Raw genomic sequence first — 17,011 nt, 5'->3', positions numbered from 1 at the left:
AACGTCCTCACATCACCTTCCGCAGCAGCCAATCCGGTGCCATGCGCACCAGCCGGGCGAGCACCGCCCACGGCCACCGCGGCACGAACGCGGTGGCGGGCTCGCGCTCGATCACCGCGACCATCTCCCGCACGCCCTTCTCGGTCGAGACGATGAGCGGGCTCTTCGGCGCGCGGGCGGTCATCTCCGACTCGATGTAGCCGGGTTTGAGCGTGGTCACCTTCACCGGGCCCCGCCCATGGTGCAGGCGGATGCCTTCGGCCAGCGAGGCCGCGAACGCCTTGCTCGCCGCGTAGGCGGTCAGCGTGCGCGGGGCGCCGCGCTCGGCCAGCACGGACGCCAGCACCACCAGGTGCCCGTCGCGCTGGTCGAGGAAGATCTCCATCGCCGCCTCGCACTGGGCCAGCAGGCCGAGCACGTTGGTCTCCAGCGTCTGCTTGTTCGCCCGCTCGAAGTACCCGGTGCCCAGCGGCTGTCCCTTGCCGAGGCCCGCGTTGGCGATCACCCGGTCGATCCGGCCCAGCTCGGCACGAAAGTCCCGGAACACGGCGAACACCGCATCGTGATCGGTCACGTCGAGCTGCCTGGTGACCACGCGGATGCCCGGGTTGTCCCGGCGCAGCTGCCCGGCGAGCTCGTCGACCCGCTCGATGCGCCGCGCACACAACGCCAGGTTGCGCCCTTTCGCGGCGAACTGCCTGGCCATTTCCGCACCGAGGCCGGAGCTGGCCCCGGTGATGAGGATGTTCTGCCGGACGGTCATGCCTTGTCCCCTTGCCGGTACCGGGCCAGCTCCATGCGGGAGACGACGCCCAGGTGCACCTCGTCCGGCCCGTCGGCCAGCCGGAGGGCGCGCGCCCAGGCGGCCGCGGCGGCCAGCGGGAAGTCGTCGGTCACGCCCGCGGCGCCGTGCAGCTGGATGGCGAAGTCGATGACCTCCTGCGCCATCGCGGGCACCGCGGCCTTGATCTGGGACAGCTCGGACAACGCGCCGGCAGCGCCCTTGGTGTCCAGCAGCCACGCGGTGTGCAGCACGTGCAGCCGCGCCTGGTTGATGGCGATGCGCGCCTTGGCGATCCGTTCCCGGTTGCCGCCCAGGTCGGCCAGCTGCTTGCCGAACGCGGTGCGCGACGTGGCGCGCCGCAGCCCCGCTTCCAATGCCCGCTCGGCCAGGCCGATCGTGCGCATGCAGTGGTGGATGCGACCCGGCCCGAGCCTGCCCTGCGCGATCTCGAATCCCCTGCCGAGCCCGGCGATCACGTTCTCCTTGGGCACCCGCACGTCGTCGAACACCACTTCGCCGTGCCCGTACGGCGGGTCGAGGTAGCCGAACACCGGCAGCATGCGCTCCACCCGCAGGCCGGGGTGGTCCCGCGGCACGATCACCATGGAGTGCCTGGCGTGCCGGGGCGCGTCCGGATCGGTCAGGCCCATGAAGATGACGAATGCGCACTTCGGGTGGCCGATGCCGGACGAGAACCACTTCCGCCCGTTGATCACCACCTCGTCGCCGTCCGGCACCGCGGTGGCCGCCATGTTGGTCGCATCGGACGAGGCCACCCCGGGCTCGGTCATGCAGAACGCGGACCGGATCCGGCCTTCCAGCAGCGGCTTCAACCACCGCTCGCGCTGCTCGTCGCTGCCGTAGTGGACCAGCACCTCGGCGTTGCCGGTGTCCGGTGCGTTGCAGTTGAACACTTCCGGCGCGAACGGATACCGCCCCATCAGCTCGGCCAGCGGCGCGTAGTCCACGTTGGACAGCCCGGGGTACCCGGTGATGCCGGCCTTCGCCGGGGGCAGGAAGAAGTTCCACAACCCCTGCTCGCGGGCCTTCTGCTTGAGCTGTTCGATCACCGGCAGCTCGACCCACGGGTCGTCCAGCTCGCGCAGCGTCCGCAGGTAGTCGTCCTCCACCGGGGCGATCTCGGTCTCGATGAAGTCGGCGACCTTCTGCCGGAGCTCAGCCGCTCGCGGCGACAGTGCGAAGTCCATGCCCGCACGGTACATTCTTATTGAGCATTGCTCAATAGCGTGCGCACCGACGGGAGGCCTTCCGATGAGCACCACACCGCGCAGGCGGAGGCAGCACCCCGTGGAGCGCCGCAAGCAGCTGATCGGCATCGGGCTGCGCATGCTCACCGAACGGCCGCTGCACGAGATCACCGTCGACGCGGTCGCCGCCGAGGCCGGGATCTCCCGCTCGTTGCTGTTCCACTACTTCCCCACCAAGCAGGACTTCTACGCCGAAGTGGTGCGCGCCGCCGGCCGGCGCATGCTGCGCTCGGCCTTCCCGGCGGGCAAGGACGAGCCCAGCGAGCTGAGCGACGTGCTGGAGGGATACCTGTCGTTCATCGAACGGCGGCACGAGCTCTACACCGGCCTGTTCCGGCACACCGCGCCCGGCGACTGGCTGCACGACATCGCCCAGGAGACCCGCACCCGGATGGTCGACCAGTTGCTGCTCAGCCTGCGTATCGAACAGCCGGCACCTATGGTGCGGGCGGCTGTCGGCGCGTGGCTGTCGTTCGCCGAGCAGCTGTGCCTGGAGTGGGCGGCGCACCGCCACGGGAAGCGGGAACGGGTGCTGGCCCTGCTGCGCGGCAGCCTGCACACCGTGGTCGCTCTCGCCGCCGACGAGGACGCCGCCGGTTCTTGACCCGGCACGAGCGGAGCCTGCGTCCCGACGAAAGACGGCGGCCGATGCCGGGCTCGGCGCGCCGCCGGGCACCAGCCACGCCACCCCTCGCCCGGTTTTCGTGACAGTTCCGCGCTGCGGCCGGACAAGGACCGAACGAAGTAGTAGGCCAGACGGGTCATGATCGGATTCCAGCGAATCGATTCCGTGTGGCAGAATCACGCCACATTCTCACCGGGAATACCGGCATTTCGGGGCACGACCGGAACAATTCGGACGCGCATTCCGTCGGCCGGTGACGAGAATAGCGAGGGCAGATTCCATGACCGTGTCGCCGATCCAGGGGCAGCACGCCCCGACCGATGACCACTCCACACCGTTCTCCCGAGAGCTGCGCGCGGCGATCAAAGCCAGCGGCCTCGGACTGGACCGCATTCAGGTGCGGTTGCGCAACCGCGGCATCCCGATCAGCGTGACGGCACTGTCGTACTGGCAGTCCGGCAAGCGCCAGCCGGAGCGGGCCCGCTCCATCTCGGCGGTGCGCGCACTGGAGGAAATCCTGGGCCGACCTGCTGGTTCTCTGGTTCGCCTGCTCGAGCCGCCGCGCCCGCGAGGCCGCGCCGCGCGCAATGCACAAGCCCGCAGGACGACAAGCCGCCAGCCGGAACGGACGGCTTCCCCACCGCAGGCGAAATCGTTCGGCGGCCTGGTCACCCCGTAGGCGAGCCGACCACGATTCCGGCCCGGGGTGCCTTCCCCGGGCCGCATCGCCTGCCGTCCGGAAGCGGCACCGCGAAAACGACATTCGGCTACTGCGCATCACCCGACGATCGTCGGTAGCGCAACCGCATTCAATGCGCTATACCACGCCGCGGCAGCGCGGTGATCGCATTTCGTAATTGCCGACCGACCGGATTCCGTCCCGCTCACCGGGCGGCCAGCTGCTTACGCAGCAGTTTTCCGGTCGCGTTTCTGGGCAGCTCGTCCAGGAATATCACGTCACGCGGGACTTTGTACCTGGCCAGATTGTCCTTGACGTACCGGCGCAGCTCGTCCGCCTTGGCCTCGTCCCCGGGGTGCCCGTCGGCCAGCACGACGTAGGCGCGAAGCCGCTGACCGAACTCCTCGTCGTCCACGCCGACCACCGCGGCCTCCAGCACGTCCGGGCGGCTGGAGAGCAGGTTCTCCACCTCGAGCGGATACACGTTCTCCCCGCCGGAGACGATCATGTCGTCGTCTCGCCCCACCACGAACAGCTGTCCGGACTCGTCGAAGTAGCCCATGTCCCCCGTGGCCAGCAACCCGTCGACGACCTCTTTGTTCGCTCCCCCGGTGTAGCCCTTGAACGACAGGATGCTGCCCACGAAGATGCGGCCGACCTTGCCCGGCTCGGTGATCGGCTTGCCGTGGTGATCGTAGATGCGCACCGAGCAGCCGACCGGCGGCCGTCCCGCGGTACGCGGATCCCGCCTGAGCTCGTCCGGCGTGGCGACGGTGGCGACTGCGACTTCGGTGGAGCCGTACAGGTTGTAGAGGACGTCACCGAAGGTGTCGAACGTGCGCTCGACGACGTCGACCGGGATCGCCGACCCGGCGGAAAAGATGATCTCCAACGACGAGGTGTCGTACCGCCGGCGCACGTCGGCCGGCAGGTCCAGGATGCGCTGCAACATCGTGGGCACCACCACGAGCACGTGGCACCGGTGCTCGGCGACCGCACGCAATGTGGCTTCCGCGTCGAACCGTCGCCGCATCACGACCTTGTTGCCCAAGGCCAGGGCGAGCAACAGCTGCGCCAGCCCGGTGCCGTGGAACGCGGGCGCGGCCATGAACATCGACTGCTGCGGCCGGAGCGGGATACGGTCCAAGAACTGCGCGCTGGCTATCGGCGACGTCTTCTCCCGCGGAGCCCCCTTGGGCGTCCCGGTCGTACCGCTGGTGAGCAGGATGAAGCTCCCCGGACGCGGTGGGGTCGGCATCGGATCGGCGGACGTCTCGGCGATCAGCTGCTCCATGTCGAGCACACCGTCGGGGACCGCCGCCGGGTCGTCGGCCCACGCCAGGTAGCGCTCGACGTCTCCGTCGACAGCTTCCAGCAGCCGCGTGAACTCCTGGTCGTAGACCAGCTTGACGGCGCCTTCCCGCCGCATCACGTCGGCCAGTTGCTGCTTGCCGAAGCCGGTGTTGAGCAGCAGCAGCTTCGCCCCCGCCTTGCCGGAGGCGGCCATGACCGTCACCAACCCGCGATGATCACGGCACAAGGCGCCGATCACCGTGCCCGGGCCGACGCCACGCTCGGCCCAGGCCCGCGCCAGCGCGTTCGAGCGGCGGTCCAACTCGGTGTAGGTGAGCGGTCCCGCCTCGTCGACCAGCGCCACCGCGTGCGGGTTCTTCCGTGCGCCGACCGCGAGCACACCGGCGAACGGCCCGTACTTGTGCATGGTCAGCAGCGAGCGGATGCCCTCGTCCGGCCGCCCCACCAAGCCGGCCCGCTTCATCACCCACAGGCTGCGCACCGTGGTGGCCGCCTTGCTCGTCACCGACTTCGCCACGTCCAGCAGCACCGTCGCCACCTCCACTCCCTCGCCGCGGAGCGTAACGAGCGTTGTGCGGAGCGAATAGAGATCAGCGGCCAATCCATCCGGTCGGCGTTCTCGCCCGCTGAGCAGTCGACACCGCCGCTGATACTCCATCCGGGCCGCGAACGTGGTGCCCGCGCCACTCGGAAGCCCGATCCACGCTGTTGGACGTCGCCAGCTCAGCCCCGGGACCGCGCGCGAAGAACGCCGCGGTGGCACCGTCGCCGACCACAGCGTCCACGTCGGCAACCGGCGAAGCAGCACCGCGCGACGCCGTCTCGCACGGCAGACCGTGCGCTATCCCGCGATCGCGTCGAGGGCGCGGAGGATCCGCTTCTCCGAGACCGGATACGCGGTGCCCAGCGTCTGGGCGAAGAAGCTGACCCGCAGTTCCTCCAGCATCCACCGCACCTTGGCCAGCTCGGCGGGCACGTCGTGCCCTGGTGGCACCTCGGCAAGCAGGGCACGGTATTCGTCGGTCAGCTCGCGCACCACGCGCATCCGCTCCGCATCCCGCAGGCCGTCCCTGGGCAGCTTCTCCAGCCTGCGCTGCACCGCCCGCAGGTACCGTTCGACGTCGGGCAGCCGCTCGAACCCGGTGTCGGCGACGAACCCGTCGTAGACCAGCCCTGCCACCTGCTCGTCGATGTCGGCCATGGCTTCGTCGAAGCCCCGCATGGCTTCGCGCGCCGACCGGACGTCGTGCCAGGCGACGAGCACACGCCGTACCCGTTCGACGGTTTCGACAAGCGTCGGCCCCAGCCCGGCGCGGACCGCCTGGACGAGCGCGGCGAAACCGTCCGCGTCCCACGCCGGCCCGCCCGCGCCGGCGATCAGGTGGTCGGCGGCACACGCGATGCAGTCGTCGAGCAGCCCGGCCACGCTGCCGTGCGGATTCTGCGCCAGCTGCAGCTTCTCCCGGGTGGTCAGCGCGTGGCGGAGCATCTTCTTCGGCGACGGCACCGACAGCAACACCAGCTTCCGGGTGCCCCGCCGCATGGCCGCGCGCTGCTCGCCGACCGTCGGGTAGACCCGCACGTCGACGGCATCCCCGGCGTCGGTCAGCGCCGGGTACCCCTGCACGGTCGAGCCGCCGGCGTTGGCGGTGAACTCCTGCGGCAGATCGCCGAAATCCCACGACGTCACGCCGCGCCGTTCGATCTTCTCGGCCGCCCGCGCAATGGCCGACTTCACCTTGGGGGCCAGGCGCTGCCGCAGCTGGCCGAGGTCCTTGCTTTCGCCGAGGGTGCGCCCCTTGCCGTCCACCACGCGGAAGGTCATCCGCAGGTGGTCGGGCAACGCGGTGAGATCCCACGCATCGACCGGGACGTCGACGCCCCTGAGCTTCCACAACGCGTCGCTGAGCGCCTTCAGCAGCGGTTGGTCCTGTCGCTCCTGCAACAGCTCCTGCACGGCCATGGCGGTGTCCGGGGCGGGTACCAGCTGCCGCCGCAGCTGCTTGGGCAACGTCTTGATCAATGCGGTGATCAACTCGTGCCGCATTCCGGGCACCAGCCACTCGAAGCCGCGCTCGTCGACCTGGTTGAGCGCCTCGAGCGGCAGATGCACGGTCACCCCGTCGGCGTCGGAGCCCGGCTCGAACTGGTACGTCAGCGGCAGCTCCAGCTCGCCCTGCCGCCACTGCTCGGGATAGTCGTCGTCACTGATGTCGGCTGCGGCGTCGGTGACCAGCATCTCCGGGTCGAAGTCCAGCAGCCGCGGCCGCCGCTTGCGCTCCTTCTTCCACCACGAGTCGAAGTGCTGAGCCGAGACCACGTGGTCCGGGATGCGCGCGTCGTAGAACTCGAACAGCGCCTGGTCGTCGACCAGGATGTCGCGCCGCCGCGCCCGGTGCTCGAGCTCCTCGGCTTCCTCCAGCCGCTTGCGGTTGGCGTGGAAGAACTCGTGGTGGGTGTCCCAGTCGCCCTCCACCAGGGCGTGCCGGATGAACAGCTCGCGGCACAGCCCGGGATCGATCCTGGCGTAGTTGACCTTGCGGCCGGACACCAGCGGGACGCCGTACAGCGTCACCGTCTCCAGCGCCATCACCGCGCCGCGTTTGCGCTCCCAGTGCGGCTCCGCGTAGCGGCGTTTGACCAGGTGACCGGCCAACGACTCGACCCATTCCGGCTCGATCCTGGCGCAGATCCGGCCCCACAGCCGGGAGGTCTCCACCAGCTCGGCGGCCACCACCCAGCGCGGCGTCTTGCGGAACAGCGCCGATCCGGGGAACACCGCGAACCGGGCGTTGCGGGCGCCCAGGAAGTCGCGCGTCTCCGGGTCCTTCAGCCCGATGTGCGACAGCAGCCCGGCCAGCAGGCTGGTGTGGATGCTCTGATAGTCCGCCCGGCCGGTCCGCTTGCCCGCGGTGATGCCGACCTGCTTGGCGGTCTCCTTCAGCTGCGCGTACAGGTCCTGCCACTCGCGCACCCGCACGTAGTTGAGGTACTCCTGCTTGCACAGCTTGCGGAACTTGCTCGACGACAGCTCACGCTGCTTCTGGCGCAGGTAGTCCCACAGATTGAGGTAGCTGAGGAAGTCCGAGGTCTCGTCGGCGAACCGGGCGTGCAGCGCGTCCGCCGCCTGCTGGTGCTCGGCCGGCCGCTCCCGCGGGTCCTGGATGGACAGCGCCGAGGCGATCACCAGCACCTCGTGCAGGCAGCCGTTGCGGTGCGCCTCCACCACCATCCTGGCCATCCGCGGGTCCACCGGCAGCCGGGCCAGCTTCCGGCCGATCGGGGTGAGCCGGTTGCCGTCCAGCGCGCCCAGTTCCCGCAGCAGGGTCAGGCCGTCGGCCACCTGGCGCCGGTCCGGCGGGTCGATGAACGGGAAGTCGGCGATGTCGCCCAGCTCGGCGGCGGCCATCTGGAGCAGCACCGACGCCAGGTTGGTGCGCAGGATCTCCGGGTCGGTGAACTCCGGCCGGGACGCGAAGTCCTCCTCCGAGTACAGCCGGATGCAGATGCCGTCCGACGTCCGGCCGCACCGGCCCTTGCGCTGGTTGGCCGATGCCTGCGAGATCGGCTCGATGGGCAGCCGCTGGACCTTGAGCCGGTGGCTGTACCGGGAGATGCGCGCCGTACCCGGGTCGATCACGTACTTGATGCCGGGCACGGTCAGCGACGTCTCGGCGACGTTGGTGGCCAGCACGATGCGCCTGCCACGGTGCGGCTGGAACACGCGGTGCTGCTCGGCTGCGGCCAGCCGGGAGTACAGCGGCAGGATCTCGGTGCCGGGCAAGTCCATCGCCTGCAGCGCGTCCGCGGTGTCCCGGATCTCCCGCTCACCGGACAGGAAGACCAGGATGTCGCCCGGCCCTTCGGCCTGCAGCTCCTGGACCGCGTCGCAGATGGCCTGGATCTGGTCGCGGTCCTTGGTGGCCGGGTCCTCGGGGTCCACCACTGGGCGGTAGCGCACCTCGACCGGGTACGTGCGCCCGGACACCTCCACGATCGGCGCGGGCTTGCCGTCACTGGCGAAGTGCTGCGCGAACCGCTCCGGGTCGATGGTGGCGGAGGTGATGATCAGCTTCAGGTCCGGCCGCTTGGGCAGCAGCCGCTTGAGGTAGCCGAGCAGGAAGTCGATGTTGAGGCTGCGCTCGTGCGCCTCGTCGATGATGATCGTGTCGTAGGCGCGCAGCATCCGGTCCCGCTGGATCTCGGCCAGCAGGATGCCGTCGGTCATCACCTTGACCAGCGTCTGGTCGCTGACCTGGTCGGTGAACCTGACCTGCCAGCCGACCGTGGTGCCCAGCTCGGTGTCCAGCTCGTCGGCGATCCGCTCGGCGACCGTGCGCGCGGCGATCCGCCGCGGCTGGGTGTGGCCGATCATGCCGTGCACCCCGCGGCCGATGTCCAGGCAGATCTTGGGCAGCTGGGTGGTCTTGCCCGAACCGGTTTCGCCGGCGACCACCACGACCTGGTGCTCCGCGATGGCCTTGGCCAGGTCGTCCACCCGCTTGCTGACCGGCAGCTGCGGCGGATACGTCACCTTCGGCACGGCCGCCCGCCGGGCTTCCAGGCGCCGTTCCGCCTCTTCGACGTCGGCGGCGAGCTCCAGCAGCACGTCCTCGGGTATCCGCTTGCCCGCTGCCTTGTCCCTGGCCTTGGTCAGGCGCCTGCGCAGCCGGTACCGGTCGCGCAGCACGAGCTGGTCGATCCTGCGACGCAGCGACGAAGGGGTGACGGCACTGCCGGCGGAGGTGGTGGACATCGGCCACCCAGCCTATCCGGCCGCCGTCCCGGCATGCAGGCGAATATCCCCTCCGCGGCCGCCGCGGCGGGCCTGGCGCCCCCGCATTCCCGGCGCCGACCACCAAGGCACGCCGCGCACGGTCCGCCAGGCGGCCAAACAAAACAGCCTCTCATATCCCGGTGCCCTCCGCCAGCAATCAGCGACAGTTTGATCACATTCAGGGGGCAGAAATGATCAAATCGATCGCTCGATCACCGTCATTTCATCCGACGGAGTGACCCCCGAGTACGGGCATCAACGACGACATTTGCCCTGGTCAGAGCCCGTCTGAAGATCACATCTGCGGTTCGCTCATTTCGTACAGAAGCGGACAATCCACACTACCTCGCCCATGCAGTGCAAATACCCGGAATCCATTGACCGGATGGCTAGACTTGTCGACCACCCAACGGCAGGAGAAAGGTGGCGCCGTTTGTGAACCTGTGGGAATACGTCGTCGATCGCTGGGACAAACTGTCGTTGCAGGCTTGGCTGCACACCAGCGAGGTCGTCCAGGCGACGCTGCTGGCGACCGTGATCGGGGTCGGCATCGGCATCGCGGTGTACCGCTCCCCCGCCGGGTCCGCCGTCGCCACCGCGCTGGCCAGCGCGGTGCTGACGATCCCGTCGTTCGCGCTGCTCGGCCTGCTGATCCCGGTGCTCGGGCTCGGCGTGGCGCCGTCGATGACCGTCCTGGTGCTGTACGGCCTGCTGCCCATCGTGCGCAACACCATCGTCGGGCTGTCCGGCGTCAACCCGGCCGTCGTCGACGCCGCGCGCGGGATCGGCATGAGCCGGTTCAGCGTGCTCACCAAGATCGAACTCGCGCTGGCCTGGCCGGCCATCCTGGCCGGCATGCGGGTGGCCACGCAGATGCTGATGGGCATCGCCGTCGTGGTCGCCTACGCCAAGGGTCCGGGCCTCGGCTCCGAGGTGTTCTCCGGGCTGACCCGCGCCGGCAGCGCCAACGCCACCAACCAGGCGCTGGCGGGCACGCTCGGCGTGGTCGTCCTCGCGCTCGTCCTGGACGGGATCTACCTGCTCATCAACCGCTACACCACACCGAGGGGCATCCGTGACTGACGTGACCGCATCCGCTTCCACCGGGGAGGAGCTGCCGCGCGACGCCGCCGGCACGGCAAGCGACGGCACCACGACCGGCGCGGAGATCACCTTGACCAACGTCACCAAGCGCTACCCGGGCAGCAAGACACCCGCGGTGGACGACGTGACCATGACCATCCCGGCGGGCAAGATCGTCATCCTGGTCGGCCCGTCCGGCTGCGGCAAGACCACCACCATGCGGATGATCAACCGGCTGATCGAGCCCACGTCGGGCACCATCCGCATCGGTGGCGAGGACACCCAGTCGCTCAACCCGGACCGGCTGCGCCGCAAGATCGGCTACGCCATCCAGCAAGCCGGCCTGTTCCCGCACTTCACCGTGGCGCAGAACATCGCCGTGGTACCGAAGCTGCTCGGCTGGGACAAGAAGAGGATCGACGACCGGGTGGACGAGCTGCTCGACATGGTCGGGCTGGACGTCGGCACGTTCCGCGACCGCTACCCACGGCAGCTCTCCGGCGGCCAGCAGCAGCGAGTCGGGGTGGCGCGCGCGTTGGCGGCCGACCCGCCGGTGCTGCTGATGGACGAGCCGTTCGGCGCGGTCGACCCGATCACCAGGGGCAACCTGCAGGACGAGCTGCTCCGCCTGCAGTCCGAGCTGCACAAGACGATCGTGTTCGTCACGCACGACTTCGACGAGGCGGTCAAGCTCGGCGACAAGATCGCGGTGCTGGGCGAGGCGTCGAAGATCCTGCAGTACGACACCCCGGAGGCCATTTTGGCCAACCCGGCCGACGACACCGTCGCCGGTTTCGTCGGTGCGGGCGCCTCGCTCAAGCAGCTCACGCTGCTGCGCGTCCGGGACGTCGAACTGCGCCAGGAAGCGGTGACCGTGGACATCGACGAGTCCCCGGCAGCGGTGCGCGAGAAGCTGTCCAGGTCGCACAACCCGTATGCGCTGGTGCTGGACCGGCGAAGGCGGCCGTGCCGGTGGGTGCACGCCCGTGATCTCCCCCGGGCGACCTCGCTGGCGACCGCGGGCAAGCCGCTGCGCGACGTGGTCAGCACGCAGTCGACGCTGCAGGACGCGCTGGAGGCGATGCTCGCCGAGGGCGGAGCGGTCCCGGTGACCGGCCCGCAAGGCCAGTACGCGGGCACGATCCACCTGGAGACCGTCATCGAGACCATCCAGACGTTGCGCGAAGAACACAACGGCGGCGACAGCACCGGTGCGGACGGCGGGACGCAGCAGGAGGCGCGATGACCACCACGCTCGAGCTGTCCACCGAGTCCAGCTCGCGGCGCGCCGAACGGATCCGGCTGCTGGCCCAGCCTGCGGTGGTGCTGATCCTGGTCGCCGGTGTGCTGGTGTGGGCGTTCAGCCAGGACTTGGACGCCACCGACCGGGAAACGCTCAACGGCCCGTCGCTGCTGCAGATGCTCTACGAGCACATGCTCATCACGGTGCTGGTGTCCGCGCTGGTGGTGGTGATCGCCGTGCCGCTGGGCGTCCTGCTCACCCGGCCGGGATGGCGGCGGCTGGCGCCGCTCTTCATCGGCATCGCCAACATCGGCCAGGCGGCGCCCGCGCTCGGCGTGCTGGTGCTGTTCTTCTTGGCCACCGGCGCCGAGGGCGGACTGTGGGTGGTCGTGCTGCCGCTGGCGTTCTACTCGTTGCTGCCCGTGCTGCGCAACACCATGGTCGGCCTGCAGGAGGTCGACCCGGCGCTGATCGACGCCGGGCGCGGCATCGGCATGTCGGCGGGCGCGGTGCTGGCGCGCATCGAGCTGCCGCTGGCGGTGCCGATGATCCTGGCGGGCCTGCGCACGTCGCTGGTGCTGGCGGTGGGCACCGCGACGTTCGCCGCGTTCGTCGACGCGGGCGGATTCGGCGTGCTGATCGACACCGGCTACAAGCTCAACCGGCTGCCGGTGCTGCTCACCGGCGCGGTGCTGGCGGTGGCGCTGGCGCTGATGGTGGACTGGCTCGGCGCGGTGGCCGAGCGGTATCTCGGACCGAAGGGGCTGCGATGAGGCGCGTGCGCAGGGCACTGACCGCACTGCTGGCCGCCGTGTCGGCGGCGCTGACGCTGGCCGGCTGCGGCCTGACCACCAACGCCGCACTGCCGTTCGAGGTCGCCCCCGGCAAGATCCCGCACATCCCCGAGCTGGAAGGCGTCACCATCACCGTCGGCTCGAAGGACTTCACCGAGCAGATCCTGCTCGCCTACCTGGCCGAACTGGCACTGTCGGCCGCGGGGGCAGACGTGCGCGACCTTTCGGACATCAAGGGGTCCAACACCTCCCGGCAGGCGTTGCTGTCTGGGCAGATTGACATCTCGTGGGAGTACACCGGCACGCTCTGGATCAACTACGAGGGCCACGAGCTTCCGGTGCCCGGCGGCGAGGAAGCCCAGTACAAGGCCAGCGCCGAGCTGGACGCCAGGAAGAACGGCATCACGTGGTTGCGGTACTCCCCGCTGAACGACCAGTACGGATTCGCCGTCACCGAGGAATACGGACGCAAGCACAACCTGCGCACCATCTCCGACCTGGCCGCGTTTCTGAAGAAGAACCCGGACGAAGCCGTCTTCTGCCTGGAGACGGAGTTCATCAGCCGGCGGGACGGATTCCCGGCGGCGGTGAAGAAGTACGGGTTCAGCGACCCGGTGATCAAGCAGTTCGGCACGGGGGCGATCTACGCCGCGGTGGCCGGCGGAACGTGCACCATCGGCGAGATCTTCACCACCGACGGCCGGATCGCCGGGCTGGGGCTGCGCGTGCTGGAGGACGACAAGAACGCCTTCCCGCAGTACAACGCCGCGGTCACGGTGCGCACCTCGTTCCTGCGGGCGCACCCGCAGATCCGCGACGTGCTCGAGCCGATCGCGCTCGCCATGACCAACGATCAGATGATCGAGCTGTGCAAGCGCGTGGACATCGACGGTGAGGACCCCGGGAAGGTGGCGTTGGACTGGTTGGTCAGCAAGGGCTTCGTGACCGTGCCGGAAACCTGATCCCCCGACACAAGGAAGTGAGGCGACGATGTCAGGTGTCGACCGGAGGAACGTGCTGCGCGCGGCGGGCGCGCTCGGCGTCACGGTCCCGGTGGCGTCCGCGATGAGCGGCAGCGCCAGCGCCAAGCCCAGCCACGGCAAGCTCACCATCCGCAAGGAGAAGTTCGGCAGGACGCCGGACGGCGAGCAGGTCGACGTCTACATCTTCGGCAACGGCCGGATGACCGTGTCGATGCTGAACTGGGGCGCCACCGTGCAGCGCATCGAGGTGCCCGACCGCCGCGGCCGGCTCGCCAACGTCAGCCTCGGCTTCGACAACATCGACGACTACCTCGAGCTGAGCCCGAGCTTCGGGTCGACCATCGGCCGATACGCCAACCGGATCGCGGGCGGCAGGTTCACCCTCGACGGCGAGACCTACCAGATCCCCACCAACGACGGCGACAACGCGCTGCACGGCGGGCCGGAAGGGTTCGAGAAGCGGATCTGGTCGGCGAAGGTGATCAAGCGGCCGGACGCGGTCGGGGTCGAGTTCACCTACGTCAGCCCGGACGGCGAGATGGGCTTCCCGGGTGAGCTGACCACGACGGCCACCTACCTGCTCGACCGGCGGGACCGGTTGCGCGTCGACTACCACGCCACGGTGTCCGGCAAGGCGACGGTGCTGAACCTGACCAACCACACCTACTTCAACCTGGCGGGCGAAGGCAGCGGCACGGTCGACGACCAGTACCTGTACCTGAACGCCGATCGGTTCACCCCGGTCGACGAGACGCTGATCCCCACCGGGGAGATCGTGCCGGTCGCGGGGACGCCGTTCGACTTCACCAAGCCGCATCGGTTCGGGGAACGCAACCGGGACGACCACCAGCAGCTGCTCTTCGGACGGGGCTACGACCACAACTTCGTGCTGCGCGGCTCGGGCATGCGCGTGGCGGCCAAGGCGTGGGACCCGCGCAGCGGGCGCAAGCTGACGGTCACCACCGACCAGCCGGGCATCCAGCTCTATCAGGGCAACTTCCTGGACGGCACGTTCACCGGGATCGGCAACCGTTCCTACCGGCAGGGCGACGCGTTCTGCCTGGAGACCCAGCACTTCCCGGACTCGCCGAACCAGCCGAACTTCCCGTCCACGGTGTTGCGGCCGGGCGAGGAGTTCCGCTCGACCACGGTGTTCGGCTTCTCGGCCTTCTGACCCACCCGCCCGAACCAGCCACCGGAAAGGGGGCCCGGCATCCGCCGGGCCCCCTTTCCTCATGATCGGTCACAGAACCGCCGAACCGTCACCGTGCTCACCGGAACGCACGGCACGCACGGCACGCCGGCCGCCCGGTCGCAGGACCCACCCCGGCGACCGGTGCCGCTTGCCCGAGCCCGGCCGATCAGCCGAGCTCGTCGCAGGAAATCGCGTCCTTGCCCGCGCCTGCCTTGGCCACCCAGCGGATGTTGGAGAACGTGGCCGACAACTCCCCTTCGGTGTAGACCAGCCACGCGGTGTTCACCCGCTCCTGGTTCAGCTGGTACGCCTTGTTGCGGTTGAAGCACGCCAACGGGACGGTCAACCTGGTCTGCCTGCCCTGCTCGAGCCGCTTGAGCACGCCGTCGATGGACACCATGGTCCGGCAGGGGTAGCCGCAGTGCACCTCCAGCGTGGTCTCCCGGGTCGGCGGCCGGTGCACCACCACGTCGAACACGATCGCCCCGTCGGAGTCGAAGAACCGGGTCAGATCCCGCGCCTTGCTCAGGTCCGGCGAGCTCTGGAAATACACCTGCGCCGCGCCGCGGCCGTTCCAGGTGGCCCGCACGCCGTGCTGGTCGATGCGCGCGGTGATCGCGCCGTCCCGGACCGTCCCGGACACCAGGTCGGTGCCGCTCCAGCTCGAGTCGGCCGAACCGATGTAGCCCTCCCACGGCGCCACCGCGGTGCCGTCGAACACCGCCATGGGCCGCGGTGCGCTGCCGTTGGTCGCGGGCGGCTTGGCCTTCGACGTCGCCTTGGCCTGCGGGACCTGCGCCTCGGCGGTGCCCGGAGCCTCCGAGGCCTTCGAAGGACCGCTCGACGGTGCCTGGGACGCGCCGCTCATCGGCGTTTCCGTGCTGGGAGTGACGCTGGACGCGCCAACCGACAGTGCCGTGCCGTAGGCACCTGCCGCGGCGTAGCCCGGCTCCTGCGAGCGCGTCACCGCCACCAGCACGGCGGAGCCGACGCCGACGACCGCGGCGACGGCTGCCGCGGCCAACGCCATCCGTGTCTTCCTGTTGCGGGCGAACCTCGCCTTCGGGGACTTGCCTGCCTGGTGAAGCGCGGCAACGCCGAGCGCCGGATACGTGCCGGTGGCCAGCGGTTGCGCCGGTGCCTGCGGGGCCGGAGCCGGCGAAGGAAGCACCGGTATCGGTCCGGAGCTCACCGGCGGCTGCGGCTCCACCTGCTGCTGGGCCGCGATCGCCGCGGCGCCGAGCGCCACGGTGAACTTCGGGTGCAGGCTCAGCCGCACCGGCCTGCCGAACTCCTTCGAGATCAGCTGGGACACCAGCGGGATCCGGGACGAGCCGCCGGCGAGCAGGATCGCGGCCAGGTCGTTCGGTTGCAGGCCGGCACCTGCCACCGTGCGGCGCAGGGTGTCCGCGGTCATCTGCACCGACGGCCGGATCATCTCGTTGAACTCCAGCCGGGAGATCGTCACCTCTCGCGGCCCGGACGGCAGCGGCACCGACAGCGTCACGTCCGGCTCGATGGACAGGTCCTCCTTGGCCTTGATGCACATCGCACGGATCCTGGCCAGCGCGGACGCCTGCTCCGGGTCCTCCAGGTCCAGCGCGCTGATCGCACCGTCCAGCCGCTCGTCGACGTTGGCCAGCAGCGTCTCGTCGAAGTCGACGCCGCCCATGTGCTCGATGCCCTCGGGCGTGCCGAGGATCTCCATCCGTCCGCCCCTGACCCGCAGCACCGTGGTGTCGAAGGTGCCGCCGCCCAGGTCGTAGACCGCGACCACGGCGCCTTCGCCGAGCCGCCGTTCGTTGGAGTAGTGGGTCGCGGCCGCTTCCGGCTCGGTGGCCAGCCGGTAGTTGGTCACCCCCGCCATCCTGGGCACTTCGGCGAACTGCTCGCGCCGGTACGGGCCCCAGATCGCCGGGTAGGTCAGCACCACCGACGACGGCAGGCCGCCCTGCACCCTGTGCACGGTGCGCAGCGCGTCGCGCAGCTGCGCGGCCATCAATGCGGTCGGGGTGTAGGAGGAACCGCCGAGCACCAGCCGGGACGGGTCACCGAGGCGCCGCTTGAACCCGCGGGCCAGCATGCTCGGGTCGCGCGCCGCGGTGAGCGCTTCCAGCCCGGTCAGCAGGGTGCCGTCCGGCCCAGGGCACGCCACGGAGGGAACCACCACGTTCGGCGACAAAGGGATCATCCGGGTGCCGCCAGGACCCCCCACGGCTGCACAGGCAAACGAGGTCCCGAGATCGATTCCCACGCTGAACCACAT

Annotated in this window: 12 protein-coding genes; 7 read left to right on the top strand and 5 right to left on the bottom strand. The window is 69.7% G+C overall.

The window, feature by feature from the left end; all coding sequences use genetic code 11:
- Nucleotides 1-7: 7 nt before the first annotated feature.
- The gene (locus CXP56_RS05060; RefSeq protein WP_286900085.1) at nt 8-763 is read right to left on the bottom strand and encodes an SDR family oxidoreductase; all 756 of its coding nucleotides are present in this window, start codon (nt 761-763) and stop codon (nt 8-10) included.
- Nucleotides 760-1,992, bottom strand: coding sequence for an acyl-CoA dehydrogenase family protein (locus tag CXP56_RS05055; protein ID WP_286900083.1), 1,233 nt, complete (start codon nt 1,990-1,992; stop codon nt 760-762). The genes CXP56_RS05060 and CXP56_RS05055 overlap by 4 nt, the downstream gene beginning before the upstream one ends.
- 64 nt (nt 1,993-2,056) lie before the next feature.
- On the opposite strand from CXP56_RS05055, the gene CXP56_RS05050 reads away from it, so the two are divergent.
- Together CXP56_RS05050 and CXP56_RS05045 are read left to right on the top strand one after the other, a co-directional pair.
- Nucleotides 2,057-2,656, top strand: a complete 600-nt coding sequence (locus CXP56_RS05050) for a TetR/AcrR family transcriptional regulator (protein ID WP_051309726.1) — start codon at nt 2,057-2,059, stop codon at nt 2,654-2,656.
- A 301-nt stretch (nt 2,657-2,957) separates the two neighbouring features.
- A complete protein-coding gene (locus CXP56_RS05045) occupies nt 2,958-3,356 on the top strand; it encodes a hypothetical protein (RefSeq protein WP_425426110.1) in 399 nt (132 codons plus the stop codon).
- A 205-nt stretch (nt 3,357-3,561) separates the two neighbouring features.
- Here CXP56_RS05045 and CXP56_RS05040 read toward each other — a convergent pair whose 3' ends face one another.
- Nucleotides 3,562-5,133 (bottom strand): acyl-CoA synthetase, encoded by a 1,572-nt coding sequence (locus CXP56_RS05040; RefSeq protein ID WP_286900124.1) that lies wholly within the window; start codon nt 5,131-5,133, stop codon nt 3,562-3,564.
- Nucleotides 5,134-5,511: 378 nt separating this feature from the next.
- Nucleotides 5,512-9,426 carry an ATP-dependent RNA helicase HrpA gene (gene hrpA, locus CXP56_RS05035; protein WP_028846624.1) on the bottom strand — a complete coding sequence of 1,305 codons (3,915 nt, stop codon included), beginning with the start codon at nt 9,424-9,426 and terminating at the stop codon, nt 5,512-5,514.
- A gap of 456 nt (nt 9,427-9,882) precedes the next feature.
- On the opposite strand from hrpA, the gene CXP56_RS05030 reads away from it, so the two are divergent.
- From CXP56_RS05030 to CXP56_RS05010, 5 genes are read left to right on the top strand one after another with little or no spacing between them, the layout of a single operon-like run.
- Nucleotides 9,883-10,530, top strand: coding sequence for an ABC transporter permease (locus tag CXP56_RS05030; protein ID WP_286900078.1), 648 nt, complete (start codon nt 9,883-9,885; stop codon nt 10,528-10,530).
- 31 nt (nt 10,531-10,561) lie between these two features.
- On the top strand, nt 10,562-11,776 hold the full coding sequence (locus CXP56_RS05025) for an ABC transporter ATP-binding protein (RefSeq protein WP_286900123.1): 1,215 nt from the start codon (nt 10,562-10,564) through the stop codon (nt 11,774-11,776).
- On the top strand, nt 11,773-12,546 hold the full coding sequence (locus CXP56_RS05020) for an ABC transporter permease (protein ID WP_028846626.1): 774 nt from the start codon (nt 11,773-11,775) through the stop codon (nt 12,544-12,546). The genes CXP56_RS05025 and CXP56_RS05020 overlap by 4 nt, the downstream gene beginning before the upstream one ends.
- Nucleotides 12,543-13,529, top strand: a complete 987-nt coding sequence (locus CXP56_RS05015; protein ID WP_051309728.1) for a glycine betaine ABC transporter substrate-binding protein — start codon at nt 12,543-12,545, stop codon at nt 13,527-13,529. Before CXP56_RS05020 ends, CXP56_RS05015 begins: the two co-directional genes overlap by 4 nt.
- A gap of 28 nt (nt 13,530-13,557) precedes the next feature.
- Nucleotides 13,558-14,724 (top strand): aldose epimerase family protein, encoded by a 1,167-nt coding sequence (locus tag CXP56_RS05010; protein ID WP_028846628.1) that lies wholly within the window; start codon nt 13,558-13,560, stop codon nt 14,722-14,724.
- Nucleotides 14,725-14,911: 187 nt separating this feature from the next.
- On the opposite strand, the gene CXP56_RS05005 is transcribed toward CXP56_RS05010, so the two are convergent.
- On the bottom strand, nt 14,912-16,915 hold the full coding sequence (locus CXP56_RS05005; protein ID WP_286900071.1) for an Hsp70 family protein: 2,004 nt from the start codon (nt 16,913-16,915) through the stop codon (nt 14,912-14,914).
- Nucleotides 16,916-17,011 lie beyond the last annotated feature (96 nt).

This window comes from Thermocrispum sp. (assembly GCF_002919275.1).
Taxonomy (GTDB): Bacteria; Actinomycetota; Actinomycetes; order Mycobacteriales; family Pseudonocardiaceae; genus Thermocrispum; species Thermocrispum agreste.
The sequence above is the reverse complement of the archived record's forward strand: the minus strand, read 5'-3'. Positions and strand labels throughout refer to the sequence as shown.